Origin of the sequence: Luteolibacter luteus, assembly GCF_012913485.1 — a bacterium.
Taxonomy (GTDB): Bacteria; Verrucomicrobiota; Verrucomicrobiia; order Verrucomicrobiales; family Akkermansiaceae; genus Haloferula; species Haloferula lutea.
In genome coordinates this window covers 2,876,369-2,894,451 of record NZ_CP051774.1, presented here as the reverse complement: position 1 = coordinate 2,894,451, position 18,083 = coordinate 2,876,369, and the positions used below count along the sequence as shown (strand labels likewise).

Annotated in this window: 11 protein-coding genes; 9 read left to right on the top strand and 2 right to left on the bottom strand. The window is 60.8% G+C overall.

The genetic code is table 11. The annotated features are described in order from the left end of the window. The first annotated feature begins 46 nt into the window (after positions 1-46). Both HHL09_RS12090 and HHL09_RS12085 read left to right on the top strand, forming a co-directional pair. The gene (locus tag HHL09_RS12090) at positions 47-1,171 is read left to right on the top strand and encodes an AAA family ATPase (RefSeq protein WP_169454893.1); all 1,125 of its coding nucleotides are present in this window, start codon (positions 47-49) and stop codon (positions 1,169-1,171) included. A 61-nt stretch (positions 1,172-1,232) separates the two neighbouring features. Further along, the gene (locus HHL09_RS12085) at positions 1,233-2,807 is read left to right on the top strand and encodes a hypothetical protein (RefSeq protein WP_169454892.1); all 1,575 of its coding nucleotides are present in this window, start codon (positions 1,233-1,235) and stop codon (positions 2,805-2,807) included. A gap of 91 nt (positions 2,808-2,898) precedes the next feature. Here the strand turns inward: HHL09_RS12085 and HHL09_RS12080 are convergent, their stop codons facing one another. Further along, positions 2,899-3,246, bottom strand: a complete 348-nt coding sequence (locus HHL09_RS12080) for a P-II family nitrogen regulator (RefSeq protein WP_169454891.1) — start codon at positions 3,244-3,246, stop codon at positions 2,899-2,901. Positions 3,247-3,833: 587 nt separating this feature from the next. Here HHL09_RS12080 and azu point away from each other — a divergent pair. Next, complete coding sequence (gene azu / locus HHL09_RS12075; protein ID WP_169454890.1) at positions 3,834-4,301, top strand: azurin; 468 nt, start codon at positions 3,834-3,836, stop codon at positions 4,299-4,301. Positions 4,302-4,405: 104 nt separating this feature from the next. Here the strand turns inward: azu and HHL09_RS12070 are convergent, their stop codons facing one another. Then, positions 4,406-5,302, bottom strand: coding sequence for a protein-disulfide reductase DsbD domain-containing protein (locus tag HHL09_RS12070; RefSeq protein WP_169454889.1), 897 nt, complete (start codon positions 5,300-5,302; stop codon positions 4,406-4,408). Positions 5,303-5,447: 145 nt separating this feature from the next. Between HHL09_RS12070 and HHL09_RS12065 the strand changes: the two genes are divergently transcribed. The 6 genes from HHL09_RS12065 to HHL09_RS12040 all read left to right on the top strand — a co-directional run bounded on the left by HHL09_RS12065 (position 5,448) and on the right by HHL09_RS12040 (position 17,976). After that, positions 5,448-5,891 (top strand): plastocyanin/azurin family copper-binding protein, encoded by a 444-nt coding sequence (locus HHL09_RS12065; protein WP_169454888.1) that lies wholly within the window; start codon positions 5,448-5,450, stop codon positions 5,889-5,891. Between the two features lie 192 nt (positions 5,892-6,083). Continuing rightward, entirely contained in the window at positions 6,084-6,458 is a 375-nt protein-coding gene (gene mscL / locus HHL09_RS12060; protein WP_169454887.1) for a large conductance mechanosensitive channel protein MscL, read from the top strand. A gap of 31 nt (positions 6,459-6,489) precedes the next feature. Then, positions 6,490-7,278, top strand: coding sequence for a 1-acyl-sn-glycerol-3-phosphate acyltransferase (locus tag HHL09_RS12055; RefSeq protein ID WP_169454886.1), 789 nt, complete (start codon positions 6,490-6,492; stop codon positions 7,276-7,278). A gap of 440 nt (positions 7,279-7,718) precedes the next feature. Next, entirely contained in the window at positions 7,719-8,654 is a 936-nt protein-coding gene (locus tag HHL09_RS12050; RefSeq protein ID WP_169454885.1) for a GNAT family N-acetyltransferase, read from the top strand. A 193-nt stretch (positions 8,655-8,847) separates the two neighbouring features. Then, positions 8,848-13,860, top strand: a complete 5,013-nt coding sequence (locus HHL09_RS12045; RefSeq protein ID WP_169454884.1) for a lamin tail domain-containing protein — start codon at positions 8,848-8,850, stop codon at positions 13,858-13,860. Between the two features lie 174 nt (positions 13,861-14,034). Then, on the top strand, positions 14,035-17,976 hold the full coding sequence (locus tag HHL09_RS12040; RefSeq protein WP_169454883.1) for a lamin tail domain-containing protein: 3,942 nt from the start codon (positions 14,035-14,037) through the stop codon (positions 17,974-17,976). Positions 17,977-18,083 lie beyond the last annotated feature (107 nt).

Sequence of the window (18,083 nt, the reverse complement as noted above, 5' to 3'; positions counted from 1 at the left end):
GGAGCCCCGATCTTTACCCCGGTGCGGGTTTCAGGATGATGAAGAGGTGCTCCGTTCCCTCGATATCCGCGGCTATCGCTCGCTCCGGGAATTCCGCCTGAGGCCCGGTCGCGTCACCGTGATCACCGGGCAGAATGGTGTGGGGAAATCGAATTTCTACCGGGCCCTCGCGCTCCTGCAGCGGATGGCAGACGGCCGCCTCGCGGAGGCCATCGCGCTGGAGGGAGGTATGCCGAGCCTGATGTGGGCTGGGCGGCGACGGAAGGACGAGCCGCATCGGGTGCGCTGGGAACTGGAGCATGAGGACTTCACCTTCGAGATGGAGTGCGGGCTTCCTGCGATAGCGCCGGGTGCCCCGCCGCAGTTCATGACGAAGTTCCGGACGGACCCCGATATCAAGATGGAGACGCTCCGCTTTGGCGGCGAAAAAGGCCGTCTCATGGCGAAACGGAAAGGCCCGGCGGTCGAGCTGCGTACCCCGGATGGGAAAATGGAGCATTCTCCGCTGCCCTTTCACGCCCCGGAGTCGATGCTCTCCGAAGTCCGGGATGGCCTGCGCTTTCCGGCACTCACGGCCACGCGGGAGATCCTTCTCGGCTGGCGCTTTTATCATCAATTTCGCACCGATCCCGATTCGTCGATGCGCAGGCCGCGCGTCGGCGCATGGTCGTCCGTGTTGGCTCACGACGGCTCGAACCTTGCCGCTAATCTCCAGAGCATCCGCGAGGCAGGCTATGCCGAGATCATCGATAAGACAGTAGAGGAGGCTTTTCCGGGGGCCGACTGGCGCTGCGTCGATGACAACGGCGGCTTCCAGCTCCAGCTTCGCCGTCCGGATCTCAAGCGCTGGCTCGATGCCGCGGAGCTTTCGGATGGCACCCTGCGTTTCTTCTGCCTTGCTGCGGCGCTGCGCACGCCCAAGCCGCCGCCGCTGCTGGTCCTGAATGAGCCGGAGACCAGCCTTCACCCCGGCCTGCTGTCGCCCTTGGCGGACCTGATCGCGAAGGTGCCGAAGGAAACCCAGATCATCATCGTCACCCACTCCCAAGCGCTCGCCGACGCGATTTCCGAGAAATGCGACGCAAAGGTGATCGAACTCATCCACCACGAAGACGAAACGCGGCGGGCAGAGGAGGGCGGCGCGAAACGGGCTTGGACCTTCGAAGGCTAAGTCATTCGCTTTACAATAGAGTTCTGGTGTCCGGGGTATGGATTGGTTAGACCGGCGCTGCGTGAAACACCCATTGCGCTACCTGCTGTTGCTGGCATTCACCCTGCCGGCCTCCTCCCTGGAAATCCGATCGTACAATCCTGCGCTCCACGACCGCTTCCTGAATTTCAACACCGGTAACGACGCGGGGAATCCGACCTTTCTTTATGATTGGACGAAGTTCACCGGCCTCGGCTGGTTTGCCACCAGCGCTCACCGCCAGCCGGGCCTCGTTTCGCCGCGACATGCGGTATGGGCCACCCATCATGTGTCGCCGGTGGTACTTGGCGCTTCGGTGAAGTTCTTGGCTTCGAATGGGGCGATCATCCAGCGGACCGTGACTTCGATGACGCCGATCGCCAGCGACATCAGCGGGGATTCGGATCTCTCGATCCTGACCTTTAGCGCCGCGCTGCCTTCCACCGTGAAGCCGTTCCGTTACCTGAACCTCGCGAATGACGCCGCTTATATCGGCACGCCGCTGATGGTTTTCGGTTTCCAAGCGAAGGCCGGACAGGGAGCGATCGCAGGATTTCTCGTTGGGGATCTCGATGGAGGAGGGCCTCAGGGCGACACCAAGTTCTGTCGCTTCGACTATAATGGACTCACGGGAACCCCTGACGATGCCTATTTGATCGTGGGGGACTCCGGCACTCCATCCTTTGCTTCGGGACCGGGAGGAGAACCGGCGATCGTGGGCACCCACAGCACCTTCATGGAGGCGGGGTCCATCATTCAGAACTACGATACTTTCGTTCCGAACTACGCGACGAAGTTGGATGCCCAGATGGCTGCGCTGGGCTACCGGATGAGGCCTGCCAATTTCACGGCTACGACCCTCGGCCTGAGCTCGGTCACGGATCCTGCCGAGCTCCGCCAGGCGTATCCGGGCAGCATCGAGTTCACCTTCGCGAACACGGGGGGCCAACTCACCGGAAATGCCGAGCTGATCCTCGACTTCGCGGCGGGACAGGCGCCTGTTTCCGTGACTGCCAGCGGCTGGGTCGTCGAGCAAGTGGATGCTGATACCTGGTCGGTTCGGAAAGCGACCGTGGCAGCGGCGGAAAGCGTCGTGGTGGAAGCCGCATGGAGCTCCATGCCGGCTCTTGCGACCCTGACCGTGAGTGCCACGATCCAATCGGACACGGCTTCAACCACGCTCACGAATCCTGGCTTCGCCCTGAAGCCCACCTATGCAGCGTGGTCTGCCGGGCTGCCGCAGATCGGTCAAGATGACGACCCCGATCAAGACGGGATGATTAATCTCCTGGAGTATGCCCTGGGCGGGGAAGGGAACTCGGGCTCCATGCTGCTCTCTTCTGGCGACTCCATTCTTCCGCGGCTGGCCGAGGAGGCGGGAAATATCATCCTCAGCTATCCGGAGCGGAGTGATGCGGCGGTACGAGGACTCTCGTACCAAGTGGAGACATCCACGGATCTTTTGGCGCTTGCCGGAGCCACGACCTTGCCTCCGGGCGCCGTGTCATCCACCCAGGCCTTTGTCCCGGCGGTCCCCGGCTTTGTGAAGCGGACGATCATCTGGCCCGCGGACAGCACGCTACGCTTCGCCCGCGTGAAAGTGGAACTTTCCGAATAAAGGGGGGACCGGGCTGCGCACCTCCTGGATCACAAAAAAACCCGGCTCCCTCAGGGGGAAGCCGGGTGCTTGAAAAAATTGAGAACCGGGCTCAGTTCACGGCCACCGCGGACGAACCGGTCTCGCCGGTGCGGATGCGGATGGCTTCTTCCACGGTGGAGATGAAGACCTTGCCGTCACCAATCTTGCCGGTGTTGGCGCTCTTCACGATGGCCTCCGCCACGGAGCCAGCCTGAGCGTCGTCCACGACAATTTCGATCTTCACCTTGGGCAGGAAATCAACGGTGTATTCGGAGCCGCGATAGATCTCCGTGTGGCCTTTCTGACGGCCGAAACCTTTCACTTCCGTTACGGTCATACCCTGCACACCGACTTCGGCGAGGGCTTCCTTCACTTCCTCCAACTTGAACGGTTTGATAATCGCTTCGATTTTCTTCATGGTGCGGCGGATTGGTCAGAGACAGTTGAGCAAGCCCCATGCCAAATGCGGCAGGGAAATTTTTAAAACTGCCTAAAGCTAGTCATAAAACGGTTAGTTGGCGAGCGCAAAACCCGTCACCTTGAAGACTTTCCGGGATTTCCACTGTGGGAAAGACTGCGTTTGAAAAATCGCTGTTTGCCGGGGAAATGCGTTCTTCCACGATATCTCCGAAGCGGCTAACAGCAACTCGGGACGGATAGGCATGACGTCCTTGGGATCTACAAATGGCGACGGCTTCAAGCGTCGCAGGAGGACTCAATTCGGGCTCTTGAGAATGCTCGTCGGGGCAAATGAAGGACCGGCATTACAAGCCTGCGGATCGCCTGATCCCGTGCCGCGATTCGCTTGGGCGCGTCACCAGTGGTCCTTCTGAGAATCGGCTCGCGGATGCGGATCGCTTGGGCGCTTTTGCAGCATCGCCGGGGTCCTTTGGGGCGGTTAAAACCAAACACGTTCAGGGGCCAATTGGAAAATCTCGCGAGGATTGCAGGTTGATCCGTGGTGAAAGATCCCTCACTTTCCGGCCGTTCCAAGTCACCGAGCGTATGAAGAAATTGATTTTGACCCTCGCCGCCGCCTGTCTCGTCTCCCCGGCTATCGCCCAGGAGAAGAAGATTGAGATCACGGGCAATGACCAGATGCAGTACAGCACCAAGGCCATCGAAGTCACCGCGGGTGAGAAGGTCTCCCTGACTTTCAAGCACATCGGCCAGCTGCCGAAGACCGCCATGGGTCACAACGTCGTGATCCTCAAGCCGGTGGACGCTGCCAAGCCGGAAACCGCGCTGCCTGCCTTCGCCACGAAGGCCATGCAGGCTGCCAAGAGCGAGTACATCCCGGAAGATGCGGACACCAAGGCCCGCATCGTCGCGCACACCAAGCTCATCGGCGGTGGCGAGACCGACACCATCACCTTCACCGCTCCGACCGAGCCGGGCGCTTATCCTTACCTCTGCACCTTCCCCGGTCACTTCGCCATCATGCAGGGCGTGATGACCGTGAAGGCCAAGTAAGCTCTCCGATTTAGCCATTCACTTTTAGCCCCGTTCGCTACCTGCGGACGGGGCTTTTTTGTGCGTATATCGGATCAGGGAGAACCCTCGGAGGGGAGGATGACTCACTCCTTCTCGCATTCACACTTCGGGGGAGCGGCTGCCGCGCCTGCTTCTTTTTCCGAAGCCTCGCCCGTCACTCCCGGCTCGATCGTCGCGAACTTGGCACCGTCCTTCGTGAAGCCCGTGGAGGAAATGAGCACGCCTGGCAGGCTCGCCTTGTTCTTCGGTCCATAGGGCGAGCGCTCGGCCGTGATCTCATACCCGCCATCGGTTTTCACCACGCGTTGTGGCGGATCGGAGGAAATCTGTCCGTCGGAGGAGAAGAAATAGAGCTCGCCCGGATCTGCTGCGTTTCCAGTGGCCGGAGTCACGCGGAAGCGGATTTCTTCGGCATCAGGAGCGGAAAGCAGTTCGGTGCTCCAGCCCTGCAGCGGCCGGGGCAGCTCTTGGCGGGCCTTTTGGAAAGAGCTCGCCAGTGTTTCATCGGTCTTCGGCTCCTCGGCCACCGGGATCTCACAGGAAAGCAGCTTTCTCCCCGGGTAGCAGCCATCTGCACAAGCCATCCACGATGCCGTGGCCTTCAGTGCCACACGGGGGGAGGGGAGTTCTGCGGGGGGCGTGATTTCCACCAGCAGCATGACGTCCCGCTCGAAGCCATGCACCGGATGAACCGCCATCAGCGTTTTCTCCGGGTAGGGCCACTGAATCGGCCCCGCGGAAAATCCCTCGGGTAGCTCCCACTGCAGCTTCACCGGGATCCCGGCGATCCCCGGGTTCTGCCAGTAGGTGTGGAAGCCTTCGTGGTGATGGATTTTCACCCCCACGGTGAACGGCTGACCCTTCGCGATCGCCGCGTTTTCGGAGACCAGATCGATGTCGATCCCCTTCAACGGCTTCTCGTCCGCGGCCATCAGGGCGAGGGGGAAGAAGGCGAGGGCGAGGGCAAGCAGCGGCTTCATGGCGTGCCTCAACGTCACGGACCCGCCCGGACTGTCAAGGAACTCCCGATTGCCGTAGGTCCCCCCATGCAACAAAGGCGTTTTGACGAGCCTGCATCGGCTTGGTATTTGCCCGCGAACTTCGAAACCCGCCCCGTCTCCTTCCATGCGCTCATTCCTCGCTGCCGCCGCCCTCCTTTCCGCCCCCGCATTTGCCCAGGATGTGGTGAAGCTCGAACTCAGCGCGGATGACCGCATGGTTTACAGCAAGACCTCCTTCGAGGTCACCAGCGGTCAGAAAGTTTCCCTGACCTTCAAGAATACCAGCGACAAGGGTGAAAAGGCGATGAAGCACAACGTCGTGCTCCTCAAGCCGGGGAATACGATCATTTCCTTTGCGCCGAAGTGCCTTGCTGCCGCCGCCAGCGGCTACATTCCCTCCGACAAGGAATCGAAGGACATGATGGTCGGCCACATCAAGCTGCTCGCCGGTGGCCAGAGCGGAAAACTGAATTTCGTCGCCGGAGAGCCGGGAGAGTATCCCTTCTTTTGTTCGTCTCCGGGTCACTTCGACAAGATGCACGGAAAGATCACCGTGAAGGCGAAGTGAGGTAGCACGGATGCATCCGTGCCAGGTGAGATCCAGAACCGTACGTCCTTCTAACAGATCGAGCGGCTGGTTCCTGCCGATTGGTCCGCATCGCGTGATTTCAAAGACACTTCACGGGTCTCCGGGGAGAATCCTCATTGCGTGGTGTTAGAAGTGCTGCTTTGATGCGAGGCGAACTTTCCCTCAAATCGCATGATCAAAGAATTCAGAGACTTCATTCTCAAGGGCAACATGCTGGATCTTGCCGTCGGTGTCATCATCGGTGCGTCCTTCGGCAAGGTGATCACCGAGTTCACCGGAGTGATTTTGAAGACGATCACTTCCTTCACTCCCAGTACCGAGGTCGGTGCGGTCATGATCGGGAAAGTGGACATAGGTCCGCTCATCAATGCGTTGATCAGCCTTCTGATCGTCGGCTTTGCCCTCTTCCTCGTGGTGAAGGCCTACACCACCGCGAAGAAGCGCTTCGAGGCCCCCGTGGTTTCCGGTCCGCCGGAGATTGCTGCGGACGTGAAGCTACTCGCGGAGATCCGCGACCTGTTGAAAGAGCAACAAGGAAAGGCTTGATCCTTTCACCGTGCCCGTTGGAGTTCCCGGCGTGGCACCGGACCGCGAACCTTTCGACCTGCGTTCGGCCCTTCCTTTCCTCGAAGGAGAGGGCTGGCGCGGGAAGCTACGGCGGGCCTTGGATGAAATCCTCGGCCTGCGCCGGGTCCGCACCTGCTTCGATGAGGCTACCCGTCTGGAGACCGAGCCTTTCGCAGCGGCGGTCCAAGCCTTTGGCCTTTCGGTGGAGGCGCAGGACTTCGATCTGATCCCTGCCGCCGGTCCGGTGGTGGTCATGGCGAATCATCCCTTCGGCGGTGCCGATGCGCTGACGCTTGGTGCCCTGTGCATGGCACGTCGGCCGGACACCCTGCTAATGGCGAATGAAATGGCGGCTGCGCTCCCCGTGCTGGGCGAGTCGATGTTGCCGCTTTCTATCCTCGGCGATGAAGGTTCTGCGCGGAAGAACGCACCTTCCCTGCGGCGCTCCCTGGAGCATTTGCGAAAGGGGGGCCTGCTCGCCGTCTTTCCTTCCGGAGAAGTGGCGAACTGGAAAGGCAGTGCCGTCGAGGAAGGCTCATGGTCGCCCCACATCGCGGCGCTTGCCGCCAAGTGCGGTGCGCAGGTGGTGCTCGTTCGCTATTTCGGGAAAGCCCCGGCGTGGTTTCATCTGGCCGGTGGAATTCATCCGATGGTGCGCACCGCCTTGCTCCCCCGTGTCCTTCTTGCCATGCGCGGCAGTACGGTGGAGTGCAGGGCTCGCCGCGCGCTTCTCGATGGCTTGGATCCCCAGGAAGCCGCCGCCTCTCTTCGCGGGCAAGCCCTTGCGATCGAGGACTAGCCGAGGGGGGGGAGCGCGTCCCGCGCGTGGCTTTGCCTGCATCGGAATCGGATCGGGATGGCAGTAGAAACCGGTCGGCAGAATGGGAGAAGGTCATGGAAACATGCGTGGCGAATCTCAACCGAAGTTCTCGGGATTTCTTTGGCCGGATCGGGATTTTCCCTTTGTCAGCCGGTGTTCCCCGGCGCGCCTTCGCCTGTTAATTTCCCTGATTTAACAGGCATAACAGGCGGGGTGCGGGAGTGTCCCTACCTTCATTCTGTGACAACAACGTCGGCGTGGCGAATTGGACCCGCTTCCCTCTCCGCGGCATTTTCCACCGATACCGGCACGTGCCAGCGGGAGGCCGCCTCCATCGGTACCATCGATGAATCAGCGGATTTCTTCGATGCGACAGGAGAGCGCTTCCCTAGCCATGCTCGGGGCGAATTTGTTCGGAAATGAATGCACCCTTCCAACCCATCGCCGATTCCGCGGACCACGCGGAACTGCTCGGTGAAATCGCCCATTTGAACCGTCGCGGCCCGCTTGCCTCGCAGGGCAAGCTGGACGTCTTCCTCGCTGCGGCTTGGGAGATCCCTTCCGTCCTTCACGAGATCGGCCGGCTCCGTGAGATCTCTTTCCGCGCCGTTGGCGAAGGCACCGGTAAACCGCTCGACCTCGATCACTTCGATGCCAGCTACCTGCATCTGTTTCTCTGGGACCGCGAGGCTGGAAAAGTCGCGGGGGGGTATCGTCTCGGCTGCACTGACGTGTTGCTTGCCGCGGGTGGCCCCACCGCGCTCTACACCTCGACGCTCTTCCGCTTCGAGCAGCCCTTCCTTGATTTCCTGAAGCCCGGTCTTGAGCTGGGCCGTTCCTTCGTGGCCCCGGAATACCAAAAATCGATCCACCCGCTCGCCCTGCTGTGGCGCGGCATCGGTCGTTTCGTGGCGGAGCGCCCCCGCTATGCCCGCCTATTCGGCCCGGTTAGCATATCGAGCGATTACTCCGCGGCTTCGCAGGATCTCATCGTGCGCTTCCTTCGGGATCGCCGGCAGGACCAGGCGATGGCCCGCTGGGTGCATCCTTACCACCCGTACGGAGGCCTGCCCGAGGAAAGCGGGATCAGCTCCCGCCTCCAGTCGATCGAAGAAGTATCCGCCGCGGTCTCGGCCACGGAGCCGGACAAGAAGGGGGTGCCGGTTCTCCTCCGCCAGTATCTCAAGCTAAACGCCACCTTGCTGGAGTTTAACGTCGATCCCGACTTCTCAGATGTGCTCGATGCCCTCGTGTTGGTGGATCTCCGGCAAGCTCCGGCCGCGGTACTGACACGTTACATGGGGGAGGATGGATATCGTGCCTTCTGTGGCGCGACCATGCCAAAGGTCGCCTGAGCATCGCAGCAATCAGGGTTTTTCCCAAAGTTGTGCTACAGATTGAGGCTTATGTCGGATGACCCGTGTGTCATCACGTCGTAGAAACGCGCAGCATTTGTAAAGGCTGTCCCCGCACTAGGGTATTGCGGAAGTTTGAAATATGGCGATTTTGCCACGTTTCCAAGCTGCTCGCCCCCTCTTTCCAAACCCAATGCGCGCCCGCTCTCTACTCTGTACCCTCGTGCTCATGCCGCTCGCCCCGGTCATGGCGAACCCCGTGATCACGGAGTTCATGGCGAGCAACCAGGCGACCATCGCTGATGAAGACGGCGACTTCTCGGATTGGATCGAAATCCACAACCCGACCTCGGCCCCGATCTCTCTGAACAACTGGAAGCTTACCGATTCCGCGGACAATCTCGCGAAATGGACCTTCCCCAATGTCACGCTGGCACCTGGCGAGTTTCGCATCGTCTGGGCCTCCGGTGAGAACCGCCGGGTGGCGAGCGCGCCGCTCCACACGAATTTCTCCCTTTCCGCGGGCGGCGAGTACCTTGGCTTGGTCAATCCGCAGGGTCAGGTGGTGCAGGACTTCGGAGACGAATATCCGGCGCAGGATGGAGATGAATCCTTCGGCGTGCAGTTTGATCGCACGGTCCTGCTTTCCCAAGGGGCGTTTACCCGCTTCACCGTGCCGACCAGCGCCAGTGTTCCAGGCCCGACATGGAACCAGCCTGGCTTCGCCGACTCTGCGTGGACGGGCGGGATCAGCGGCTTGGGGCATGGCCTCACGATGCCCGGCATTACCGTGCGCCATGTGTTCAAGAACGGCGGAGGCGTGAACTCCCTGGCGGAAGCGGACGCCTTGCTGGCCTTGGCACCGGGAAATCCCGGCATCCTTTCCGAGGCCACCGTCATCGCCAGCAGCGTGAACTATCTCGGGGAAGGTGACGATGGCCACTTCGGCTTGAACTCATCGCCCCCTGCCGGCACCGGCGATCAATATGCCATCAAGCTAACCGGCTGGGTCGATATCGCCACCGCCGGCATTTATACCTTCGGCACGAATTCCGATGACGGTGTGCGGGTGAAGATCGATGGCGTGGCAATCATCACCGATGATACTTCCCACGGTCCCCTCGATAACATCAGGACCCGCAATCTCACGGTTGGGCTTCACTCTTTCGAAGTCGTGATGTTCCAAGGTGCCGGAGGGGACTGCTTGGAATTCTTTGCGGCCGAAGGCTCCTATTCATCGTGGGATGCGAATGCCTTCAAGCTTGTCGGCGACACTGCCAATGGCGGCCTTCCCGCAATGACGCAGCAGGAAGGAGCGGGCGGTATCATCGGCACGAATACCCAGCCTTACCTCTCGGCCCCGGCCAAGGGTGCCTTTTTCCGTTCGGGCTTCAGTTCGTCCGGCCCCGGTACCGCCACCTCGCTTTCGCTTGTGACGCGGCACAAGGATGGCTTCGCGGCATGGCTGAACGGCACCAAGGTTGCTTCGCACAATGTCGCGGCCAATCCGGCTTGGGATGGCACTGCCAACTCGACGCGATCGAATTCCGACAGCCTGCGGCCGATGGGTTTCAACCTGACGCAGTATCTGCCGAGCCTCGCGAACGGTTCGAACGTGCTGGCCATCCACGCGATGAAAAACACGGCGAATACGCCCGGTTTCCTCATCCTGCCGGAGCTTATCGCGGGCTCGATCAATCCGACCGCGGACCCGGCTTTTTATGGTGGGGGCAAGGCCACGCCCGGCTGGATCAATGGTGATCCGAGCTCGCTCGGAAAAGTAGCGGACACTTCCTTCAGCGTGGACCGCGGTTTCTTCAGCGCGCCCTTCCAACTGGAAATCCTCACCGCCACGCCGGGTGCGACGATCAAGTACACGACGAACGGATCCACGCCATCCGCGACGAATGGCTCGACCTACACCGGGCCGCTGAACATCTCCGCTACCACCACCTTGCGGGCCTGCGCGGTGAAGCCCGGCTGGGAGTCCACCGATGTGGATACCCAGACCTATCTTTTCCTGAACGACATCATCACCCAATCGTCTTCACCGGCCGGGTGGCCTGCTACCACCGGCACCTCCCAAGTGCTTGATTACGGGATGGATCCGGACATTGTGAATCATTCGAATCCGGATCTCGGGGGTTCGGCTTCCACCAAGGCGGCCCTCGCCTCGCTACCAGCGGTGTGTATCACGACGGACCTGCCGAACCTTTTCAACATCGGTGGTTCCCAAGGCATCTACTCGAATCCAAATGGCCGCGGCTTCGCATGGGAAAAGCCCGCCTCGCTGGAATGGATCAATCCACCGAATGCCCAGCATCCGAATGGCACGAGCGAATTCCAAGTGAACGCCGGGCTGCGCTTGCGCGGTGGTTACTCGCGCTCGACGGACAATCCGAAGCACTCCTTCCGCTTCTTCTTCCGGGAGGAGTACGGCGCATCCAAGCTGGAGTATCCGCTCTTCGGCCATCGAGGTGCACAGGAGTTCGACAAGATCGACTTTCGTACCGCGCAGAACTACTCGTGGTCCTTCGGTGGTGATGAACGGAACACCTTCCTGCGTGAGGAATCCACCCGCCAGGCATTGATCGATATGGGTCGCCCGGGATCAAAGGTCCGCTACTTCCATCTCTATTTGAACGGCCAATACTGGGGCCTCTACAACCTCGACGAACGCACCGAATCCGCCTTCGCCGAAAGTTACATCGGCGGTGACAAGGATGACTACGATGTCGTGAAGGCCGAGCAGGAAGCCGGTTACACCATCGGTGCCACCGACGGCACCTTGGTGGCCTGGCAGGACCTTTGGAACAAGGGGAAGGCTCATCGTGCTTCTCCCACCAACGCGAATTACTTCAAGATGATGGGCAAGGCGGCGGACGGCGTCACCTCGACGGCGGATCCCGTCCTGCTCGATCCCGGCAACCTTGTCGACTACATGCTGCTCACCTTCTGGAGCGGGAATCTCGATGGTTGCACTTCCGCTTTCCTCGGCAACGACAAGGCGAACAACTGGTCGGGAGCCCGGCGCCGCGAGAACAATCCGGGGCAGGGTTTCCAGTTTTTCGTCCACGATTTCGAGCACTCGCTCTTTAACGTGAACGAGGACCGCACCGGTCCCTTCGTTTATCCGAATGAGTCGAATTTCGCTTATTCGAATCCAGCCTTCCTCCATCAGGACCTCACGGCGAATGCGGAGTACCGCATGCTCTGGGCGGACCGGATCCAGAAGCACATGTTCAATGGAGGTGCCTTGAACCCCACCGCGTGGAGCAATCGGGTCAACAAATTCGCGACCATCGTGGATCAAGCGATCATTGCGGAAAGCGCCCGATGGGGCGACGCCTTCTCGTCAGTGCCGAAGAACCGCCAGAACTGGATCAACGCCCAGAACGAGCTGCTCAATTACTTCAACCCGCGGGTCCCGGTCGTGCTCGCGCAGCTGCGGGCAGACGGGCTCTATCCCGCGATTGATGCCCCTTCGATCAGTCCCTTCGGCGGTTATCAGTCCAGTGGCGTTGAAGCGGTGATCAGCGGGCCGCCGAGCTCGACCTTGTATTACATGGCGGATGGTTCCGATCCCCGGGCTGTCGGCGGGAACCTGAAGGCAGCTGCCCAGACCTACACTTCTTCCAGTACGCAGGAGGCCTTCATCCCATGGTCCGCGAGTGGCTGGAAGTATCTCTACAACGGCACGAACCAAGGCACCGCATGGCGGGATCCCGGCTTTGCCGATACGGCTTGGCCCACGGGCACCGCGGAACTGGGCTACGGCGATGGTGACGAGGCAACAGTCATCCCGATTGTCCAGACCGCGCCGGGCGTGAAGGCTGCGACCGCTTATTTCCGGAAGAGCTTCAATGTGAGCAATCTTTCCGGACTCTCGAACCTGACGCTCACCGTCGAGTATGACGATGCTTATGCCGTGTATCTGAATGGCACCCGCGTGGCAGGAAACCTGACCGTGGATCCGGCTTTCGACCATTACGCGGGGAATCCGATCGAGGACCAGATGCAGGTCACCACGGTCAGCCCGTCGCTGTTGGTGGCGGGGAACAATGTGATTGCAGTGGAGATCCACCAGTCCGATGGCGGCAGCTCGGACATCAGCATGAACTTGTCCCTGACCGGCACGCGCTCCGCGACGCCGACACCTCTCTTCCTGACCGGCGCGGGAGAAAAGACCCTGCGCGTCCGCGCGCGGAATGGTACCACTTGGAGCGCCATCACCGAAGCGAGCTTCCTGCTCGATACGGAAGCGGCTTCGCCATCGAATCTCGCGATTTCGGAGATCCTCTATCACCCGGCGGAACCATCCGGTCCGGAAGTGACTGCCGGTTTCGACGATGCCAACGACTTCGAATTCGTGGAGCTGTTGAACACGGGATCGAAGCATGTGGATCTCCAGGGCGTCTATATTTTCGGGGCGATCACCTTTGATTTCACGAGTGCTGCCACCGGCCGCACCTTGGCCCCCGGCGCGCGCATTCTGATCGTATCGAATCTGGAGGCCTTCCAGATGCGCTATGGCACTGGCAAGCCGGTGGCAGGCCAGTATTCCGGCCAGCTCAACAATGCGGGGGAAACCGTGGTGCTCTTCACGCCGGGCGACGACGTGATCCGCTCGATCACCTATGACGATGCCCCCCCATGGCCGGTCGCGGCGGATGGCGAAGGATACTCGCTGGTTCGCCGGCATCCGAATGATCCTGCCGGTGACTCGGATGAAGAAGGTTGGGCCCTCAGCGGTAGCATCGGCGGCTCCCCGGGCACGGCGGATACACCGGGTGCCAATACCTTTGATGCTTGGGCGACGACTGTTTTCGATCCCGCGCAACAGGCCTCTGCCGCGATCTCGGGTGTTTCGGCGGATCCCGATGGCGACGGCCGCCTCAATTTCGAGGAGTTCGCCTTCGCCACCCAGCCGCTTGTGGTCGATCAGCCGGATGCTGCCTTCACATGGATGGGCAGCGGCGAAACCCGCCAAGCGGCGCTTCGGCTCCGCAGGCCGGAGATTGCCCATCACATCCTCTATGAGCTGATGGCCACGGATGATGTGACCGGCACATGGACCCCGGTGGCTACGGCCCCGGTGGCAAACGCGTCCTTGGGAGGCGGGCTGGAATACGCCACCTTCAGTGATTCGTTGCCGGCCAGCGGCAGCCGCAAGTTCCTGCGGATGCGGGCGACTTGGGCTCCCTAAGTTATTCTCGGGAGAGCGGAGGAGGACGTTCCGGTCCTCCTCCTTTGGCACTTGCGGTGGGAAAATTATGTGACCATTTTGTCACACACCCCCGCATTTGCTGTCAGCATGTGTCGCTTTCCCCTTCTTTTCGCGCTATTTCTGTGCCCCCTTCGTGGGCTCCATGGCGATGTTTTGATCTCCGAGTTCCTTGCGGCCAACGCCAGCGGAATCGAAGACGAAAACGGTGACCGGGAGGACTGGATCGAACTCTTCAATACCGGCACCAGCGCGGTCAGCCTGGACGGCTGGTGGCTGACGGATGATGCAGCCGTGAAGAAGCAGTGGCGCTTCCCCGCGGTAAGCATCCCCGCGAATGGCACCCTCCTTGTATGGGCATCGGGGAAGAACCGGGCCAACCCCGCGGCTCCCCTTCACACGAATTTCAGCCTCTCGAAGAGCGGGGAATTCCTTGGTCTCTACAAGCCAGGTGCCACGGGCCAAGCCCAGCTGGTTGATTCGTATGGAGCTTCGTATCCGGCTCAGGCTCCGGACATCTCTTACGGCATTTCGATCACGCAGACGACTACCGCTCTGGTGGCTTCCGGGGCGGGACAGAACGGGCGCTACCGGGTGCTCGCGAATAACGCGACCGGTCAAGCGAACTACTCCGGCAGCAACTACGCCGGAGGCGATGTGGGCACCAATGTCGCCGGCGGATGGAATCGCAGTCCTTCCTTCGCCGATAGCTCTTGGACGCTGGCGGCTCCCGGTCTCGGCTATGACAACGGCGGCGGGCTGAGCGCGTGGATCACGACGAATTGCCAGAGCGCCCTCCAGAACATCAACACTTCGATTCTCTTCCGGCGCACCTTTAGCCTCACGAATCCTTCCGCCTATGCTTCCTACAAGCTGCGGATGAAATACGAGGACGGCTTCGTGGCGTGGATCAACGGCACGGAAGTAGGCCGTGCGAACTTCAACGGGACTCCCGCGTACAATTCCACCTCGGCCACGGCCTTGGACGAGACGATCGTGAACTCGTGGACGGAATTCACGATTCCGGCTTCCGCGCTTGTCTCGGGAAACAATGTGCTCGCGATCCAAGGGTTGAACTCGAGCATGGGCAGTTCGGACTTTCTCTTGCTGCCGGAGATTCAGGCGAGCTCGGATTATACGGCGGGTGGCGCCGTTTATCTGAATCCCCCGACTCCTGGTGCGCTCAACGGTGCCGGTTCGGCAGGGCCCGTAATTTATGAGGTGACCCCGGTTGATCCACTCGTGCCGCGTCCGCTGGGCAGCGCCGCGAGCCCGCCGATGACCGTCACTGCCCGGGTTATCAAGACGAAGAACAATATCTCCGCCGTGCGCGTGTATCACCGTGCGATGTGGAATGCCGAGTCCGCGCCGATCACGATGAATGATACCGGGACGGGCGTGGATGTGGTGGCGGGGGATGGCATCTATTCGGCGAGCTTACCCACTACCAGTGTAGGTGCGGGGCAGATGTTGCGCTGGCGCTTCGAAGCCCAGGATGGCCAGGGAAATGTCACGAAGTTCCCATCGTATGCGGATCCCACCGACTCCCCGCAGTACTTCGGCACGGTGGCGGTGAACTCGGCGACATCGACGAGCCTGCTTCCGATCCTCGAGTGGTTCGTCGAAGGTGCGCCTGCGACCGGACCCACCGCGGGTGATTTTCGCGGTAGCTGTTATTACCTGAACCGCTTCTACGACAACATCGGCCACGAGATCCATGGCCAGTCCACCTCCGGCTTCGGGAAGAAAAGCTACGACTTTGATTCGAACGATAACTTCCGCTTCGTTTGGAAGGAAGGCGAACGCCCGGTGAAGGATCTGAACCTGCTCTCCAACTACGCGGATAAGACGAAGACACGGAACACGCTTTCCCATGAAGTCGGCAAGCTGGCCGGCACGCCTTATCACTTCGCGTTTCCGGTGAGGGTCCAGCTGAACGGAGGTTTCCATGGGGTTCTGGACATGGTGGAAGATGGCGATGACCGGATGCTGGAGCGCAATGGCCTCGATGGTGAAGGCGCACTCTACAAGATCTACGCGGAGAACCTGACCGGCAGCGCCGAGAAGAAGACGCGAAAGAACGAGAGCAATGCCGATCTGAATGCCATGGCGGCTGCGCTGGATTCCTCGGTCGCGCTTACCACCCGTCGTACCTACGCCTATGACAATATCAACGTGGCCGCCGCGGTGAACTACCTGGTGGTGCGGCAGTTCAACAGCGACAGCGACCATGGCCACAAGAACTTCTACCTCTATCGCGATACGAACCGCACCGGCCAGTGGCGGCCGATCGTGTGGGATGTGGATCTTTCCCACGGTCACAACTGGATCGGAACCTACGGCTATTTCGACGACACGCTGGTTTCGAACAATCCGCTCAATGCGCATTCCAACTCGGACCGTTTTTACAACATCATCCTGGAGTCTCCGGAGATGCGGCAGATGTGGGTGCGTCGGATGCGGACGCTGATGGATCAATACCTGCAGCCTCCGGGAACCGCGAATGGCTTTCTGGAAACCCGTATGCGCGAGATTGCGGCGAGTGTGGATCCGGCACCGGCGGCCTCATCGTGGACGGACGGGGATCTGGATGCCTCGAAGTGGGGGATCCATTCGAACTACATCCAAAACCGCCCGCGCGAGGAAGTGGAACGCGTGGTCACCGGCTACTTCAATCCGCGCCGGACTTTCCTCTTCAACACGGGGTCGGGCCGTCCCCTGCTATACTCACCGGACCGCTCCGCGAGCACGCCGATCCCGAACACCGCTCAGGTGAACGTTGCGGGCATGGTGAGCATCGACTCGGTCGATTACCTTCCCGCCGGAAATAGCCAGGCGGGAGAGTACATCATGCTGAAGAACACTAGCGCGCAAGCGGTGGACATCTCCGGTTGGACCTTGGATGGCGCGATCGACTACACCTTTGAAGGAGGCACGGTCATCAATGCGGGTGCCGGCACTGCGGCTTCGGAGTATCAAGGCCTGCTCCATCTGGTGAAGGACGTGAATGCCTTCCGCTCGCGGACCAGCGGTCCGAAGGGTGGCGAGAAGCGTCTGATCCAAGGGAACTACTCCGGCCAGCTTTCCGCGCGCGGCGAGACCCTGAACCTACGGGATGCCTCGGGGCTTTTGGTGGCCACCTTTACCTGGCCGGGTACGCCATCGCTGCTGCAGCAGTACCTGCGGATCTCCGAGATCCAGTATCATCCAGCTGATCCGACCGCGGCGGAGGAACTGGCGATGCCGGAGCTGACGGAGGATGACTTCGAGTACCTGGAACTGGCCAATATCGGGCCTTCCCCGCTGGCGCTGGTGGGTGCGAAGTTCACGCAGGGGATCGATTTCACCTTCGGTGCGACCTCGCTTCCAGCGGGGCAGCGCTTGATCCTGGCGAAGAACCCTGCGGCCTTCGCGCTGCGCTATCCGGGTACGGGAGGCATCGTAATTGGTCCCTACGATGGCGAACTGGCGAATGGCGGCGAGGTGCTGGAGCTCACCGATGCGGTGGGGGAGAACATCCTCGATTTCGAATACAAGGATGGCTGGTATCCTGCGACTGATGGTGATGGGCGCTCGCTGGTAAATCGTGATCCCGCACAGGTCGCGTTCAACCAGTTCGGGAATCCCGTTTCCTGGGCAATCAGTGGCGCAGCGCTTGGGAGCCCGGGAAATCCCGATGCTTCCTTTGCCCAAGCTTACCACGGCTGGGATAACTTCCATTTTACCTCGGCGGAGCGGGATGACCTGCTGATCTCCGGACCGGATGCCGATCCGGATGGGGATGGGCGGAGCAATGCGGACGAATACGCACTGGCCAGCGATCCCCGGGTGCCGGACGTGCCAGAGCTATCCTTCGTCTGGTCGATGGACGGCGTCGTGCGACGCCCGGCTTTGAAGTTCCGCCGCCCGGCAAATGCGCTGGATCTCAGCTATGAGCTGCAAGGCTCCGGCGACCTCGGCACTTGGCCGGTGATCACCAGCACCGCGGTGTCCACGGCTCCTATGGCGGGCGATACCGAGGAAGTGATCTTCCGCGATAACGTCAGCGATGCAGCTAGCTCGCGTTTCCTGCGGGTGGGGTATGCATACCAGCAGTGATCATTCCTCCAGCCCGCGAGACCCTCGTTGAGGTTCTAATTTTGTTAGATCCCTGCCCAAGCGAGGCACTCCTTCGTCACGCCACCTTCGGGTGATATGCGGGAACG